General features: G+C 60.0%; 14 protein-coding genes. 4 read left to right on the top strand and 10 right to left on the bottom strand.

Annotated elements, in window-relative coordinates; genetic code table 11:
• Positions 1-3: 3 nt before the first annotated feature.
• The 5 genes from ACXAIC_RS16035 to ACXAIC_RS16055 all read right to left on the bottom strand — a co-directional run bounded on the left by ACXAIC_RS16035 (position 4) and on the right by ACXAIC_RS16055 (position 6658).
• A complete protein-coding gene (locus tag ACXAIC_RS16035; RefSeq protein ID WP_475181772.1) occupies positions 4-945 on the bottom strand; it encodes an ABC transporter permease in 942 nt (313 codons plus the stop codon).
• A gap of 14 nt (positions 946-959) precedes the next feature.
• Positions 960-1934, bottom strand: a complete 975-nt coding sequence (locus ACXAIC_RS16040) for an ABC transporter permease (protein WP_475181776.1) — start codon at positions 1932-1934, stop codon at positions 960-962.
• Positions 1935-2008: 74 nt separating this feature from the next.
• Positions 2009-3589 carry an ABC transporter substrate-binding protein gene (locus ACXAIC_RS16045; protein WP_475181780.1) on the bottom strand — a complete coding sequence of 527 codons (1581 nt, stop codon included), beginning with the start codon at positions 3587-3589 and terminating at the stop codon, positions 2009-2011.
• A gap of 123 nt (positions 3590-3712) precedes the next feature.
• Positions 3713-4882: an acetylornithine deacetylase gene (gene argE, locus ACXAIC_RS16050; RefSeq protein WP_475181785.1), complete on the bottom strand. Its 1170-nt coding sequence runs from the start codon at positions 4880-4882 to the stop codon at positions 3713-3715.
• Between the two features lie 63 nt (positions 4883-4945).
• A complete protein-coding gene (locus tag ACXAIC_RS16055; protein WP_475181789.1) occupies positions 4946-6658 on the bottom strand; it encodes an adenylate/guanylate cyclase domain-containing protein in 1713 nt (570 codons plus the stop codon).
• A gap of 203 nt (positions 6659-6861) precedes the next feature.
• On the opposite strand from ACXAIC_RS16055, the gene ACXAIC_RS16060 reads away from it, so the two are divergent.
• Positions 6862-7221: an ArsC family reductase gene (locus ACXAIC_RS16060; RefSeq protein WP_475181794.1), complete on the top strand. Its 360-nt coding sequence runs from the start codon at positions 6862-6864 to the stop codon at positions 7219-7221.
• Between the two features lie 37 nt (positions 7222-7258).
• Here the strand turns inward: ACXAIC_RS16060 and ACXAIC_RS16065 are convergent, their stop codons facing one another.
• The 3 genes from ACXAIC_RS16065 to ACXAIC_RS16075 form a co-directional block, all read right to left on the bottom strand.
• Positions 7259-8047 carry a DODA-type extradiol aromatic ring-opening family dioxygenase gene (locus tag ACXAIC_RS16065; protein WP_475181798.1) on the bottom strand — a complete coding sequence of 263 codons (789 nt, stop codon included), beginning with the start codon at positions 8045-8047 and terminating at the stop codon, positions 7259-7261.
• Between the two features lie 185 nt (positions 8048-8232).
• Entirely contained in the window at positions 8233-8814 is a 582-nt protein-coding gene (locus tag ACXAIC_RS16070; RefSeq protein ID WP_475181802.1) for an OmpA family protein, read from the bottom strand.
• 19 nt (positions 8815-8833) lie between these two features.
• Complete coding sequence (locus ACXAIC_RS16075; protein WP_475181807.1) at positions 8834-9253, bottom strand: hypothetical protein; 420 nt, start codon at positions 9251-9253, stop codon at positions 8834-8836.
• Between the two features lie 172 nt (positions 9254-9425).
• Between ACXAIC_RS16075 and dut the strand changes: the two genes are divergently transcribed.
• From dut to cysK, 3 genes are all read left to right on the top strand, one after another.
• Positions 9426-9875, top strand: a complete 450-nt coding sequence (gene dut, locus ACXAIC_RS16080; RefSeq protein WP_475181811.1) for a dUTP diphosphatase — start codon at positions 9426-9428, stop codon at positions 9873-9875.
• A gap of 8 nt (positions 9876-9883) precedes the next feature.
• Positions 9884-10552: an HAD family hydrolase gene (locus ACXAIC_RS16085; RefSeq protein ID WP_475181816.1), complete on the top strand. Its 669-nt coding sequence runs from the start codon at positions 9884-9886 to the stop codon at positions 10550-10552.
• A 166-nt stretch (positions 10553-10718) separates the two neighbouring features.
• Entirely contained in the window at positions 10719-11678 is a 960-nt protein-coding gene (gene cysK, locus ACXAIC_RS16090; protein WP_475181820.1) for a cysteine synthase A, read from the top strand.
• A gap of 174 nt (positions 11679-11852) precedes the next feature.
• Here the strand turns inward: cysK and ACXAIC_RS16095 are convergent, their stop codons facing one another.
• Both ACXAIC_RS16095 and ACXAIC_RS16100 read right to left on the bottom strand, forming a co-directional pair.
• Positions 11853-13652, bottom strand: coding sequence for an NAD(P)/FAD-dependent oxidoreductase (locus tag ACXAIC_RS16095; RefSeq protein ID WP_475181825.1), 1800 nt, complete (start codon positions 13650-13652; stop codon positions 11853-11855).
• 156 nt (positions 13653-13808) lie between these two features.
• Entirely contained in the window at positions 13809-15590 is a 1782-nt protein-coding gene (locus ACXAIC_RS16100; protein WP_475181828.1) for a sigma-54-dependent Fis family transcriptional regulator, read from the bottom strand.
• Between the last annotated feature and the right edge of the window lie 66 nt (positions 15591-15656).

Consider the following 15656-nt stretch of genomic DNA (forward strand, 5'->3'; position numbering starts at 1 on the left):
CCCTTACCGCAGTTTCGGGTTCAGGGCGTCGCGCAGCCAATCGCCCAGAAGGTTGACATTGAGGACCAGCAGCGCAAGCGCCAGGCCGGGAAAAATGGCGATCCACCACTCGCCGGAATAGAGGAAATCGTTGCCGATGGCGATCAGCGTGCCGAGCGAGGGCTGGGTGGGCGGCATGCCGACCCCCAGGAACGAGAGGGTTGCCTCGGTGACAATGGCAAGCGCCAGATTAATGGTGGCGATCACCATGACCGGCCCCATCACATTGGGCAGGATATGGCGGGCCATGATGGTGACCGGGGGAATGCCGATCACCCGGGCCGCTTGCACATATTCCTTGTTCTTCTCCACCATGGTCGAGCCGCGCACCGTACGCGCATACTGGACCCAGAACGACAGGGCCAGGGAGACAATGAGGATGTAGAACGCATAGACATCCCGGTCGAGCCCGCCAAAGATCCCGGCGGTGATGCCGTCAATCAGAAGCGCGATCAGGATGGCCGGGAAGGTCAGCTGGACATCGGCGATCCGCATGATCACCGCATCCACCCGGCCGCCCATATAGCCGGCGACCAGACCGAGGGAAATGCCGATCACGGCTGCGGCAAACACGGAGCAGAAGCCGACAATCAGGGAAATGCGCATGCCGTATAAAATGCCCGAAAGCAGATCACGACCCTGATCATCTGTTCCCAGCAGGAAGCGCGGATCGGCATATTCCATCCAGAGCGGTGGAACACGGGCATCCATGATGGAAATGGAGGCAAGGTCGAACGGATCATGCGGCGCAATCCAGGGGGCGAGAAACGCCGCCAGAAACAGGACCAGCGTGATAACAGCGGCCACGACGGTGACTTTGGAACGCAGGAACGCGTGAAACATGTCACTGTCGACTATCTTCGAAAGGCGGCCTTGGGCGGCGTCTTTGCTGGAGACGTTGGACATCGGAAACGGTCTCCTTAAGGCCGGCCCACGCGCAGGCGCGGGTCAATATAGAAGTAAAGAATATCGACGATGAAGTTGATCGCGACAAACAGGAAGGCTGTCAGCAACAGATAGGCGGACATGATCGGGATATCGACATTTTGCACCGCCTGTAGAAACATCAGCCCCATGCCCGGCCACTGGAACACGGTTTCGGTGATCGTGGCAAAGGCGATAATGGCACCGAGCTGAAGGCCGGTGATGGTGATGACCGGAACAAGCGTGTTTTTGAGCGCATGGCGGAAATGGACAAGCCGGTCCGGCAGGCCCCGGGCGCGGGCGAATTTGATATAGTCGGTTCGGATCACTTCCAGCATTTCCGCGCGGATCAGGCGCATGATCAGGGTCATCTGATAAAGCCCAAGGGTGATGGAGGGCAGCACCAGGGCCTTGAGGCCGGAGACGGTCAGAAAGCCCGTTGTCCACCAGGAGCCGATGGGCACCGTCTCCCCACGGCCGAAGCTTGGCAGCCATTGCAAGGTGACCGAGAACAGGAAAATCAGCAAAATGCCGATGAAGAAGGTCGGCAGCGAGATGCCCACCAGGGACACGGACAGGAACAGCCTGGAAATCGCAGACTCCCGGTTGAGCCCGGCATAGATCCCCATGGGAATGCCAACGGCCAGCGCGAACAGCGCGGAGGTGAAGCTGAGCTCAAGCGTTGCCGGAATGCGTTTGGCAAAGAGTTCGGAGACGGGCTGCCGGAACTGGTAAGATGTGCCGAAATCGAACTGCGCCGCTTTGGTGATGAAGTTGAAGAACTGGACGGGCACCGGATCGTTCAGGCCCAGCTTTTCACGAAGCGCCGCGCGCTCTTCGAGGGAGGTTTCGATCCCGACCATCTGGTTGATGGGATCTCCCACAAAACGGAACATGGTGAAGGCGAGAAGGGCCACCACCAGCATGACAATCATCGCCTGCATCAGGCGGCGTGTCGCAAAACCAATCATTTCGGCTCTTTAGGGTCTGGTATGAAAATACGCTCCCGGGGCTCCGGGAGCGTATCTTTGACGGGTGTCGTAAGTTAGTTCTTCTTGATGAAGCGGAACTTGAACTGATTGTCAGCGCGCTGGACAAGCTCGATATTCGACGCAACACCCCAGGCAAGCGCCTGCTGGTGCAGCGGGATGTAATAAACATTGTCGTGGCTGATCTTGTAGGCCTCGGCGATCAGGGCGTCCCGCTTGTCCTGGTCGATCTCAACCAGCACTTCGCCGGTCAGCGCATCGATCTTCTCGTCGCAGAACCCGCCCAGGTTGAACGGCGAGCCTTCGCCCGATTCCGTGCGGCAGTTCATCAGGTTGGACAGGATATTCCAGCTGTCGAGGGACCCTGGGGTCCAGCCCAGCAGATAGAAGGACGTGTCATACCCGCCCGATGCCAGAACCTTGGCGAAATATTTCGCCTTGGGCTGGGCATTCAGGTCGATCTTCACGCCGATGCGGGCCAGCATGGACGCGACGGCCTGGCAGATGGCTTCGTCATTGACGTAACGGTCATTCGGGCAGTCCATGCTGACGGTGAAGCCATCGCCATAACCGGCGTCTTCCAGCAGTTTCTTGGCCGCATCCGGATCATAGGGATAGCGCTCGAATTCATCCGACCTGGAGAACAGAAGCGGGGAGATCATGATCGCGGACGGCGTGGACAGGCCGCGCATGACCTTCTGCTTGATCGCATCGACATTGATGGCCTGATAGAAGGCCTTGCGCACCCGCTCATCCTTGAACGGGTTCTTGCCCTTCACATCAGAATGGAGCAACTCGTCCCGCATCTGGTCCATGCCCAGGAAGATTGTGCGCAGTTCGGGACCAGTCAGCGCGACCGTGCTGGCATTGTCATTGATGCGTTTGATATCCTGAACCGGGATCGGATAGACCATGTCGAGTTCGCCGGACAACAGCGCGGCCACGCGGGTAGCATCGGAGGAAATCGGCGTGAATTCGACCGTATCGATATTGTGCTCGGGCGTATCCCACCAGCCGTCATACTTCTCATAGACCGTCTTCACGCCAGCTTCGTGGCTGACGATCTTGAACGGGCCGGTGCCATTGGCATGCAGGGACGCATAGTTCGGCGTGGCGTCGGAGGCGGAGGTAACAGCGACAGCGTCGTGTTCGGTCGTCCACTCCTTGTCCATGATGTAGAACGTGTCCCACTCATAGTGCAGGATCGGATTGGGTCCGCTTAGAACAAAATCTACGGTGTAGTCGTCAACGATTTCCACTTTTGCATCAGACGGGACCCGCGGTGTCAGATCCGAGCCTTCTGCCCGGATGCGGTCCGCGGAAAAGGCCACGTCTTCGGCGGTAAAATCGTTGCCATTGTGGAATTTCACACCCTTGCGCAGATAAAACCGCCACCGGTTGGGCTCAATGATTTCCCAACGCTCCGCCAGAGATGGCTGAATGGACAGGTCTGCCCCGCGGCGGGTCAGGCCCTCATAGGCATTGCCCAGCGCCGACAGGGTAAAGGTTTCGTTAAGACTGTAAGGATCTAGGAAATTCAAGCTGCCCTGAAAAGCAAACTTGAATGTTTCAGCCTGTGCAGCAGTGATTGTTCCCGCCGCCAAAAATGCGGTGAGCGCTAGTGTCTTTTTGTTCATGTTCCCCTCGTTTTTCCCCGTTTCCTGCCCAACCCAATTTCGCCGGGCCCCTCAAATTTCTGAAGATGTCCGACAATGACTGGCGCGAACTATGACATTGCAAATGTCTGAGTTCAAATTTGTTTATGCCCGAATTCGCGACATTTCGTGCTGCAGTTTGTCCAAAAAGGATGCGCAACGGTCAAGCTCGGCAAGTGCAATAAATTCATCCGCTTGATGCGCCTGATCGATCGATCCGGGACCACACACAACCGTCGACAGGCCATGCTCCTGAAAGATCCCCCCTTCTGTCGCATAAACCACCACGTTCCGGCCATTGTCACCGGTCAGGCCGCGGACAACCATTTCGGCCATGCCGTCGGTTTCTTCCGCAAGGCCCGGCACATTTGCCAACTCCTCAACCTTTATTGAGCACTCGTCAGAAATTTCAAGCATTGCAGGAAGAACATCCTGCTCGATGAACCCTTTGTAGGCGGCAATCCAGCCGGCTGCGGCCTCTCCGGGCAGCAGGCGGATATCGGACACGAATTCGCAGGTTTGCGCCGTGATGTTGTGGGCCTCCCCGCCTTTGATGACGCCGCTATGGAGCGTCGTATAGGGAGGGATGAACGGGCAATGCGGGTCTGCCTTGGCCTTGTTGTCCGCTGTGCGCGCATCCAGCCAGGAAATCAGCCTGGCGGCTGCGGAAATGGCTGAAACGCCCCGGTGCAACTGGCTGGAATGGGCCGGATGCCCGGTCACCGTGGTCTTGAGAACGACAATGCCCTTGTGGCCGGTCACAACCTTCATATTTGTTGGCTCGCCCACAATGACGAAATCCGGCAGGGCTTCCCTTGCCAGAATGTCATGTGCCAGCGGCCCGGCCCCGAAACAGCCGATTTCCTCGTCATAGGACAGTGCAATGTGGATGGGCCGCTGCAGGTTTGCGGCCAGAAAGTCCGGCACTTTGGCCAGAACCACCGCTGCAAAGCCCTTCATGTCGGCCGCTCCGCGCCCATAAAGCCGCCCGGCGTCAATCCGGGCCGTGAACGGATCACTTGACCATGCCTGCCCCTCCACTGGCACCACATCCGTGTGCGCGGACAGAACCACTCCGCCCGCCACCGCCGGACCGATGCGCGCGTGCAGGCCCGCCTTGGTGCCTGTCCCGTCCGGCACCCGTGTGGAAGCCACCCCATGACCGTCCAGATAACCTTCGACAAAGGCGATCAGATCGAGATTGCTGCGGTCCGAAATCGTGTTGAAGGAAATGAGCTTTTCCAGCATGTCCTGCGGTGTGTAGCGAAGTGTCAAAAAAAATCCTTTCGGGGCCGGCGAGCTGGCGGGTGATTTGTAGCCCTGATGCGCGGTTGTCCATCAAGAGGCTGGCAGGTCCAGTGTTTCCAGGCTGCGCAAGGCATATATCTGCAAGGGAGCTTCCTTGCCGCGAAGGGTGATTTCCGCCGTTTGCGCCTCCGGCACTCTGGCCTCGGCCGCGTCTATAACAGACTTGGAAACCGCCAGGAAACTGCCCAACGACTTGTTTTCCGTTTCCAGGCGGCTTGCGGTATTGACCACATCGCCCAGGGCTGTCAGCCCGCCATTGGTCCCGGCTGCGCCGATCCGCCCCAGGATCGCAGATCCCAGATGGAGGCCGATGCCAAGGCGGATAGGGTCCCGGAACTGGGGGGCCTTTTCCGCGTTCAGGGTTGTCATCACCTGTTCGATCCTCCGGGCAGCCCGCAAGGCCTGCCGCGCGCCGATCTTCGCATTGGTGTCCATGCCGAAGATGGCCATGATGCCGTCGCCGATGAACTTGTCGACAAACCCGCCTTCGGCGAGGATTGCGGCTGAGGAGAGGTCCAGATAATTGTTCAGAAGATACACCACATCGTAGGCAAGCTGAGCTTCCGTGATGCGGGTGAAGTTGCGCAAATCCACGAACATCACCACAACCTCCTGCTCCACGCCCCAATAATAGGCATCCTTGAGACTGTCACCGGACAGGGCACCCGCCTTGACCGACACCAGCGGCTGCACCCCGATATTGTGCTGCGGCCGGATCTGGCAAGCGAGCCGGACATCGCCTTCCGCACCGATCCTGGCCAGCACGGCCTTTTCAGCGCCTTCCGGCGGCGACAATTTATCCTTCCCCTCCAGCACCTTGACCCGGCAGGTTGAACATCTGGCGCGGCCCCCGCACACGGATGCAATCGGGACATCATTGCTGCGGCTGATTTCCAGCAATGTGGCGCCGGGCTTGGCTTTCACCGTGAGGCTGCCGGGATAGGAAATGGTCAGCCTGAGGGCACTCAAGCTGAAGAGATAGCGGATCAGGATCACAAGCAGGCTGACGGCAATCAGGCCAAACACGACGGCGCGGATCTGGCCGGTCACCGTGTAGAGCCAGTCGAACTGGCCCTCTGTCACCGTCACCTTGACTTCCTTCGCCAGTTCCAGACGGCGCGCGCCTTCAATGAACCCCCAAAGGGCCAGAACCGGCAGAGCGATGGCAAAGGCCAGCGCGGCATGGCGCAGCCGGTGATAGAGCGGATATAGACGGAGCCAGAAATGCAGGCCCAGCATGGCATGGCCCCAGACCACCAGAAGCAGCAGGGATTGAGACACCGCGTTGGAGGGCCAGAGAATGGTCAGCATCTGGTGATAGGTCGGGGAAAAGCCGAACCCGTTGGCGAGCCCCATGGTAGTGACCACATGGGGAATCAGCGTCCAGGGGATGTAGAAACCAAGGACAAGCTGGACAAATTCCCACCGGGGCATTTTCAAGGTCCGCCGCCGGGCGGTCCGCCACAGGGCCAGCACAACATGCGTCAGGGCCGCAACAATGAGAAGCAGCTCGCCGGGGACACTGCGCCAGATGCGGTAGTGCCAGACAGACGCCGCCTCCATCGCCTCGACAGAAACAATGCCCAGCGCATGGTTGGAAAAGTGGCTGAGGCAAAAGACGAACAGGATCAGCCCGCTCCACAGACGCAGGCGCTGGCGCCAGTTGCCCAGGGAAGGGGCCATTCTGGCCAGGGGGCTGGCCTGGGGCTTGGCCGAAGCGACCGGTTTTGCAGATGCTGTCATGCCTGTCTCCCGGCTGTTGCGCAGGACCTTTCCCTCTTGCTGGCTGGCGAAGGCGCGGCCCCTCCACCTTCGCTCAAAGACCTGATACTTGAGAACGCGCCCGGGTCAAGCCGGAGCCGTGGAAAGTGGCCCGCGGGGCTTGAAAGCCCGGCGCCAAAGCGCAACTCTCCGCGCCACAGAGCCTGATCAAGGAAAGACGCGCAATGAAAGTTTACGGCATCAAGAACTGCGACACGGTCAAGAAAGCCCGCAAATTTCTCGAAGAGGCGGGGGTCGCCTATGAATTTCATGACTACAAGAAAGAGGGTGTGGACAGCGGTAAGCTGGCGGATTTCGTGAAGGAGTTCGGCTGGGAAACCATTTTGAACAAACGCGGCACCACTTGGCGCAAGCTTGACGAAGATACCAAGGACGGTGTGACCGATGCAGCCAGCGCCCTGGACGTTATGACCAGCAATCCGTCCACCATCAAACGGCCCATCGTGGAAGGGGCGGTCAAGAATTTTGTCGGCTTTGACCCCGTTTCCTGGGAAATGGCCCTTGAGCTTGGCGAGCTGAAATAGACCTGCCGGTCCTACCTCCTTACCTGCGCCAAAGGGCTCATGCGGCAAAGCGGAAATAACTCATGCTGAGGGAGCCGTATTCATAGCTTCTGTGCAACAACTCCGCATGGGCCTGCGTCCCGGTGGCCCCCAAGGGGAAAAACACCGGAAGGATATGTTCATTTGTCGGGTGGTTCCGGCCATAGTCCGGAGCCGCTTCAAGGTTCTGAAAATAGCTGATCTGGCCACTTGTGAGACCTTTTTCCAGCCAGTTGTCGAATGTCCTGACCCAACCGGGAGTGTCCGCCCCTTGCGGGCCCATCTCGCCCAGATTGTGCGTGGTGCTGCCCGAGCCGGCAATCAGAACCCCCTTCTCCTTCAACGGGGCAATGGCGCGGCCAAGCTCATAGAGGCTTTGCGGGGTGCTGCCGATGGGAAGAGACAAGGCGGCGACCGGAATATTGGCACGCGGAAAGGCCAGGGACAGGGGCACCCAGGCACCGTGATCCAGCCCCCACTCGCTGTCCAGCTCGACGTCATAGCCACTTGCTTCCAAAAGCTTGGCTGTTTCATCAACCTGGTCTTCGCTGGCGCTCGCCGGATAGCTGATCTCGTAGAGCTCCGGCGGAAACCCCCGGAAATCATGATAGGTGCGCAGCGGCCCGGGGGCGGACAGTTTCAGCCGCTCCGTCTGCCAATGGGCCGACAGGATCAGCACCGCGTTCGGGCAATCCTGATATCTGGAAAATCCCTTCAGAAACCGGCTGGCCGGCGTGTCTTCCACGGCCAGGGTCGGCGATCCATGGGCGAAAAAGACCGGTGGAACCGGGTTCAGAGCCGCGCTCATCCGGGCTCTCCTTCCATTCACTTTCAACTCCATGCCTTAAGGATAGTCAGCTTCAAAGCGATCAGAAGGCACGTTTTCGGAAAAGGGCTGTTCCGGATTTGAGAACAATCCCGGCAAACAAAAACCGCCCCCGGCCTCCCGGGAGCGGCTGACAGGTCTGTGACCCTGCTGACCGGGTCAACCTGTCAACGGTAGCCCACATTGATCAGCTGGACCCGGCGGTTGATCGCCGCATCGGGTTTGGAGGGATCCCGGAGCTGCTCCTCACCGAGGCCGACCGCCTTCAGATACTCTCCCGGCACCTGGAAAGTGGTGACCAGCGCTTCGCGGACAGACTGCGCCCGTTTGATGGACAGTTCCAGATTGTATTCCCGCGGTCCCGTTGCATCCGTATGGCCGACAATGAAGAAGGTCTGACCCTGAAGATACGGTGTATGCAGCGCATCGGCGATCAGACCCACGGTTTCGTAGGATTCGGGCCGGATGCGGGCGGAGTTCAGCTCAAAGGTGATTTCCACGTTGAACTGGCGCAGGGAGGCCAGCTTGTCCCAGAGCGGCAGATTGCCCGGCGCGTTGCCGCCCGGATATTTCTGGATGTTCTCAAAGGCGGCTTTTTGCAAGTCATCCGCCGTGACATCAACTTTCTGCTGGGCGCCCTGAAGAGAGTTGATAATCTCGTTGCGGCTGAGCTTGGTCTGGGCAAACGCAGCGGAGGCGGACATGGCGACAAGAGCAGCCGACAGGCCGGCAAGTAAACACTTTTTCATGAAATTGCTCCGGGAAAACTTAACGGTAGCCGGCCAGGTCGATGGCGGTGTTGCATTTTTTGCTGACGGAAGGTTGCGCCTTTAGCAGGCAGCGCAGGATGTGACCGGCACCGGCCTTCACGCCCTTGCAATATTGGGCCGCATCGCGCTGGCAGATCTTCGGTGCCGCAGCCTGAGCCGCCAGCCGTTCCTGGATGAGTGACGTCACGACCTGCCGGTCGGCATTGCACTTTTGCGAAATCTTCGCCTGGTTTTCTTCAAGGCATTTGCCGATCCCGTTATTGGCCAGCGTTGCGGACTTGCAATAGGTGTTGATGTCCTTGCCGCAACTTGCCGACAGGATCTTGATGGCTTCGGCAAATCCGACCGTTTGGGCGAAGGCCGCTGGCGCGGCAACCAGAAAAACCCCTGCCGCAACTGCAAAAAACAAACGTCTCATGTTGCAAATCTCCCAACCAAGGCAACAATTCGATGGCCAGAGTGTTTCAGGCGAACGTCGCGACTTCAAGTGGTTAGATCAAATTTCTGCAGAAATGACACTGCATTGGCAAACTTGACAGGAGACGCCGAATGTCGTCATTCGCACTCAACTCAAATACGGAACGAATTGCATGAGCGTTACTTTGGAACTGAAACGCCTCGACCATGGCCTTGACCTGCCTTTGCCGGCTTACCAATCGGAACTGGCCGCTGGTCTCGACCTGCTTGCGGCGGTCGACACGCCCCTTGAGCTGGTGCCCGGCGCGCGTGCACTGGTGCCGACTGGCCTTGCCATGGCCCTGCCGGCCGGCTTTGAAGCACAGGTGCGCCCCCGCTCCGGCCTTGCGGCCAAACACGGCGTGACGGTTCTGAACACACCCGGCACCATCGACGCGGACTACCGGGGCGAGGTTAAGGTCATCCTGATCAATCTCGGAGACGCGCCGTTTCAGATCAACCGGGGGGACCGGATCGCCCAGATGGTGATTGCGCCCGTGCTGCAGGCCGAGATCCAAGAGGTCGGCGCCCTATCGGAAACGATCCGGGGCACCGGCGGTTTCGGCTCCACTGGCGAGAACTGACAGGTCCCATGATACCTGACCTGGTTATCTTTGATTGTGACGGCGTTCTGGTAGACACTGAGCGGCTCACCAACGCCAACATGGCCGAACTGATCACGGATCTTGGCTATCCGATCTCCGGGCCGGAATGCCAGCGGCGTTTCATGGGCCGCACCCTTGAAAATGTGCAGGAGATGGTCGAAGCCCTTATCGGCCAGGCCCTGCCGCAAGACTGGCCGGATCAGGTGCGCGCGCGGGATCTGGAAAGCTTCAAGGCAGGCGTCCCGGCCATTCCGGGGATCTCCGGCGTGCTTGACGCGCTGGACACGGCCGGGCTGCCCTATTGTGTCGGGTCTTCCGGACGCTATCAGAAGATGCGCACGACCCTTGGCAGTGCGGGCTTGCTGCCGCGCCTGGAAGGCCGGCTCTTTTCAGCCGAAGACTGTGCCCGTGGAAAACCTGCGCCTGATGTGTTTCTTCTGGCGGCCCGCAGCCTCGGCTTTGCGCCGGAGGCCTGCGTCGTCGTGGAAGACAGCCTGCCCGGCGTTAAAGCCGCCCGGGCGGCAAATATGCGCGTTTTTGCCTATGTCGATGACCCATCCGCTGACCGGGCAGCCCTACAAAAGGCCGGGGCGGTCCTGTTTGAGCAGATGAGCGAACTGACCGGGCTGATTTTTCCGCAAGCAGGCTGTTCTTGAAAAAAGGTTCTCCGCAGCCTGTTGTCCGGAAAAGTCCGATCCCTTAAAAATTTGCTCAACGGGTCCTATTTTGAGATCCGGTCAACAAGAGCATTTTTGAAAACGTTCCCCGTTTCGATGCGCCTCCCAGACAGGCTGTGCATGACGGGGTCCAGGGAGAGACGGCATGACACTGAAAACATTCGGCCGCGGAAAAATCTATTCCTCCATCACGGAGACCATCGGCGACACGCCCATCGTGCGCCTGAACCGTCTGGCCAAGGCGCATAACGTGCACGCCAACCTTCTGGCCAAGCTGGAATTCTTCAATCCGATTTCCAGCGTCAAGGACCGGATCGGCGTTGCCATGGTGGAGGCCATGGAACAGGACGGGCTGATTGAGCCGGACCGCTCAACCCTTGTGGAGCCAACCTCCGGCAACACCGGTATCGCACTTGCCTTTGTCGCTGCCGCCAAGGGGTACCGGCTGGTTCTGGTCATGCCGGAAACCATGTCCGTGGAACGGCGCAAAATGTTCAAGATCCTGGGGGCCGAGCTGGAACTGACCGACGGGGCCAAAGGCATGAAAGGCGCCATCGCACGCGCTGAGGAATTGCTGTCGGAAATCGACGGCGCGGTCATGCCGCAGCAGTTTAATAACCCGGCCAATCCGGAGATCCACCGCAACACCACGGCAGAGGAAATCTGGAATGATACCGACGGCCAGATCGATGTGTTCGTTTCCGGCATCGGTACCGGCGGCACCCTTACCGGGGTTTCTGAGGTGCTGAAAGGCCGCAAACCGGAGCTTCATGTGGTGGCTGTGGAACCGGCGGACAGCCCGGTTCTGTCCGGAGGAACACCCGGGCCGCACAAGATCCAGGGGATCGGCGCAGGCTTTGTGCCTGGTGTGTTGGACACAAGCCTCTTTGATGAGGTTCAAACCATAGCCAATGAGGATGCGTTTGCCATGGCCCGGGAAGTCGCCGCAACAGAAGGCGTTCCGGTCGGTATTTCATCCGGCGCGGCGCTGACGGCTGCCATCCGGGTTGGCCAGCGGGACGACATGGCGGGCAAGAACATTGTGATCATCATCCCGTCCTTTGCAGAACGCTACATGACCACGGCCCTGTTCGAAGGGTTTTGAGCCCCTAACACCAGGTTTTGAAGCGGGCCGCGATCGCCTGACGAAAACCCGCTTGTCTTTTGCGTTGAAGTCTCTGATCTCAAACAGCGCAAGGCACATCCGACAAAATGTTGTTTGCCCTCAAAAAACACCCCCGGCCCTTGACCGGGGGCGTTTGTTTCCTGTCCGGGGGTGTCAGGACAGGTGATGCACTTCCTGCAAACCGTAGACCGGTGTCTCAAGACCCTCCATCCGCGCTTTCAGCTGCAAGGAGAGATACTGGGAATAGTGCCGTGACTGGTGCAGGTTGCCGCCATGGAACCATAGCGCCTCCTGCTGCGTCGGCTTCCACATGTTGCGCTGTTCGCCTTCCCAGGGGCCCGGATCCTTGGTGGTGTCTGACCCCAGACCCCAGACCTTGCCGACCCTGTCCGCCATGTCCTGGCCCATAAGGTCGGCCACCCAGCCGTTCATGGAGCCGTAGCCGGTCGCATAGACAATCACGTCCGCTTCCAGCCGGGTGCCATCGTCCAGAAGCACACCGTCCTCGGCAATCTCGGTGACCTGCCCCCGCTTCAGCTTGATCTCGCCGTCGATGATGAGCTGGCTGGCGCCGATATCGATGTAGTAACCGGATCCGCGGCGCAGGTATTTCATGAACAACCCGCTGTCATCATCGCCCCAGTCCAGCCAGAACCCGGCCTTTTCCAGCCCTGCATAGAACACTGCATCGCGCTTTTTCATTTCCGCATAGGCCGGGATCTGAAATTCGTGCAGAATGCGGTAGGGCAGGGACGCGAAGACCAGATCCGCCTTTTCGGTGGTCATGCCGGAGCGTACGGCCTCTTCGGAATACAGCGCCCCAAGCCCCACATCCATCAGGGTCTCGGATTTGACGATATGGGTCGACGAGCGCTGCACCATGGTCACATCAACGTCGTTTTCCCAAAGGGCTGCGCAGATGTCGTGGGCAGAATTGTTGGAGCCGACAACAACAGCTTTCTTGCCGCGATAGGCATCCGGACCAGGATGTCTGGATGAATGGTGCTGGTCGCCCCTGAAGCGCTCCATGCCCGGAAAGGCGGGAATATTGGCTTTGCCGGACATGCCGGTGGCCATGACCAGCTGCTTCGGCCGCAAGGTGATTTCCCGGCCATCCCGCTCCACCACAAGGGTCCATTCCTTGCGCTGCGGATCATAGCTGGCAGATTTGGCCAGGGTTGAACTCCAGTAGTTCAGCTCCATCACCTTGGTATACATTTCCAGCCAGTCGCCGATCTTGTCCTTCGGACTGAAGACCGGCCAGGTGTCCGGAAACTTGATATAGGGCAGATGGTCGTACCAGACCGGATCATGCAGGCAGAGAGACTTGTAGCGGTTGCGCCAGCTGTCTCCCGGGCGGGCATTCTTTTCAATGATGATGGTGGGCACTGAGAGCTGGCGCAGGCGGGCCCCCAGCGCGATGCCGCCCTGGCCGCCGCCAACAATCACGCAATAGGGTTGCTCCATGTGGCCAAGCTCGGCCTCTTCGCGGGTCCGCTCTTCCTTCCAGGTGGTCCGGTGTTTAGACGCCCCGTGTTTGGCGCCGAGCGGCCGGTTGAAGCCCTTGGGCTCTTCATGGCCCTTCAACTCAACCATGGTCGTCAGCAGCGTCCAGATCTTGCCATCTTTCAGCCGGATCAGCCCGTAGCCACGGGCCAGCGCCGTCTCAAAGCGGATCCAGGCGGTGACAACGCCGCCTTCTTCGGCCGGAATTTCCCCGTCCGCCAGCTGCCAGTTGGCCGGGGATGCCGCGCTCAACTGGTGGGTCAGCATATCCCGGACCTGGTCCTTGCCTTCAACGGTCTTGATGTTCCAGGTAAATGCGATCAGATCCCGCCAGTAGCAGTCGTCCTGAAACAGATCCACAGCCTCCTCGATCCACCCCGCCTCAAGGGCCGCGCCGAATGTGTCGAGAAAGGTTTGGGTTTGATGCACCAATGGTGTGTCGAGCATTTTGTTCCTCCCTGAATGCGCAGGAAGGATCGCAAAGCCAGCTCCTTGATGGCGACTGAATTCAGCCCAAAATGCCAGCACGCGGCCGGATTTTTTCAATTCTGTTGCGCACGCAACAACATGCAACACATCCGCACCAAGGATTGGCAGAAAAGCTCAGGACGGGTCTTTGCCAATCAGGCCGGCCTTGCGCATCCGCCGGAGTACCGTGGACCGGTTGACCCCGAGCCGCCGTGCGGCCTTCGACATGTTCCCCCCGCAAGCCTCCAGAAGCGTTTCAAGCTCCGCCCCGGGGTCCTGCTGCTGCGGCCCGGCCAGGGGGTAGACCGGCAGGTCGGCAACATCGATGAGCGGCCCGTCCACAATCGCCAGGACCCCGTGAAGCATATTGGCAAGCTCGCGGATATTGCCCGGCCAGGCCCGTCCGCCTAGCTCCGTGCGCGCGGCCGGAGACAGGCGGACATCCCGGGGCGAACGCCGCAGCAACCGGTCCACCAGCCAGTCGAAATCTTTCCGGTGGCGCAGCGGCGGCAGAACAAGTACGGCTCCTGCCAAACGGAAATAAAGATCCGGCCGGAGGCCCTTGAGCTTCAGGGCGCTTTCCGGATCCCGCCGGGTGGAGGCAATCGCGCGCAGGTCGCTGCGTGCGTCCAGAAGCGCCAGAAGCGCCAGAAGCTCTGCCTGCTCCTGCCCGTCCAGATCCTCAACCCCGCGCAGGAACAAGGTTCCGGCCGGAGCCGTGGCAAGCTCAGCCAGCTGTCCGGCCTTGAGCCCGCAGCAGCACAGGCTGTGAAAGGACCGGTCCGACGGGCCCAGCACATGGATTGCCCTGGCCAGATAGTCTTTGCCGGTTCCCGTTTCACCGCTCAGCAGCAGGGGCAGCCGGGTGGGGGCCAGCCGGGCAGCCTGGGCGGCCAAACCGGCAAGGGCCGCATCCGGTCCACAGAAGCTGCGCATCGGGCCCGGCAGCCCACGTGCCACAGGCCCCGCCGGATGCCGGGCCGCCTGCGGGGCAATCGCATGGGCATAGAGCCCCCGGCCATCCCGCAAGCGCAGCACCCTGTCTTCCGGCGGGCGCCCGCTCATGAGGGCGGGCAGCTCGTTGATGTCCAGATCCAGATGCATGTCAATCCGGGACCCGATCAATCCAGACCGCCCTTGGGGCGCGAAAAAATCCTCCGGAGCCAGAAGCTCGCGCGCGCCCCGGGTCATGCCCGTGATGCGGCCGCTGCCGTCGAGGGCAATAGCGGCTTCCGGGTCCACATCCAGAAACTCCGCAGAAGTGGAAAAACGCAGCACCCATTCACGCCGGGTCATGGCCATGAGATTGGCCATTTCCACCCGGCGGGCCGAGGCGGTGACAAGGTTCATGGCCAGATTCTGACTTGATTTCGGACTGGGGGAGCGTAGCAGGGAAATATCCAGCACGGCAGACAGGTTTCCGTTCGTGTCATAGATCGGGGCCGACGTGCAGGAGAGCGGCGTGTGGGGAAGGCCGAAATGGTCTCCCTGATGGATCGTGACCGCCTTGCCCGTGACCAGACACGACCCGACTCCGCAGGTTCCGGCCAGACCTTCCGACCAGTCGGAGCCAAGATAAAGCCCCGCCTGACGCAGGTCTTCCTCAAAACGGGGATCGCCAAAAAAGTCGACGCAGATGCCTTTGGAATCCGCCAGCAGGAGCACATAATTCTGTCCCGCAACCTGCTTGAACAGGCTCCGCAGCCCAGACCGGGCCGTTGCAATCAGCCGTTCGGACTGTTCCTGATGTTCGCGCAGCTGCTGGTCCGTGACGATATGGGCCGGTTCCGGGCGGGCCGGATCCATGCCGTAGGTCTCCACGCAGCGCCGCCAGCTTTCTGACACAAGCGTATCCCTGCCGGTCTCGTGTCCCTGCAAGACCCGGTCGATTTCGCTGACATGGTCTACGTCGCGCATGCCATCCTCCCTTGGCATTGCACATCACGATACCTTTGAAGCGCTCTGCTGTACACTGCGGCGCCC

The sequence above is a fragment of the Roseibium sp. AWQ4_254 genome (assembly GCF_056161025.1).

Coding starts and splice junctions, on each gene's coding strand:
- ACXAIC_RS16035 (WP_475181772.1), bottom strand. CDS start 945: ATGTCCAACGTCTCCAGCAAAGACGCCGCCCAAGGCCGCCTTTCGAAG.
- ACXAIC_RS16040 (WP_475181776.1), bottom strand. CDS start 1,934: ATGATTGGTTTTGCGACACGCCGCCTGATGCAGGCGATGATTGTCATG.
- ACXAIC_RS16045 (WP_475181780.1), bottom strand. CDS start 3,589: ATGAACAAAAAGACACTAGCGCTCACCGCATTTTTGGCGGCGGGAACA.
- ACXAIC_RS16055 (WP_475181789.1), bottom strand. CDS start 6,658: ATGACAGCATCTGCAAAACCGGTCGCTTCGGCCAAGCCCCAGGCCAGC.
- ACXAIC_RS16060 (WP_475181794.1), top strand. CDS start 6,862: ATGAAAGTTTACGGCATCAAGAACTGCGACACGGTCAAGAAAGCCCGC.
- ACXAIC_RS16065 (WP_475181798.1), bottom strand. CDS start 8,047: ATGAGCGCGGCTCTGAACCCGGTTCCACCGGTCTTTTTCGCCCATGGA.
- ACXAIC_RS16070 (WP_475181802.1), bottom strand. CDS start 8,814: ATGAAAAAGTGTTTACTTGCCGGCCTGTCGGCTGCTCTTGTCGCCATG.
- ACXAIC_RS16075 (WP_475181807.1), bottom strand. CDS start 9,253: ATGAGACGTTTGTTTTTTGCAGTTGCGGCAGGGGTTTTTCTGGTTGCC.
- dut (WP_475181811.1), top strand. CDS start 9,426: ATGAGCGTTACTTTGGAACTGAAACGCCTCGACCATGGCCTTGACCTG.
- ACXAIC_RS16085 (WP_475181816.1), top strand. CDS start 9,884: ATGATACCTGACCTGGTTATCTTTGATTGTGACGGCGTTCTGGTAGAC.
- cysK (WP_475181820.1), top strand. CDS start 10,719: ATGACACTGAAAACATTCGGCCGCGGAAAAATCTATTCCTCCATCACG.
- ACXAIC_RS16095 (WP_475181825.1), bottom strand. CDS start 13,652: ATGCTCGACACACCATTGGTGCATCAAACCCAAACCTTTCTCGACACA.
- ACXAIC_RS16100 (WP_475181828.1), bottom strand. CDS start 15,590: ATGCGCGACGTAGACCATGTCAGCGAAATCGACCGGGTCTTGCAGGGA.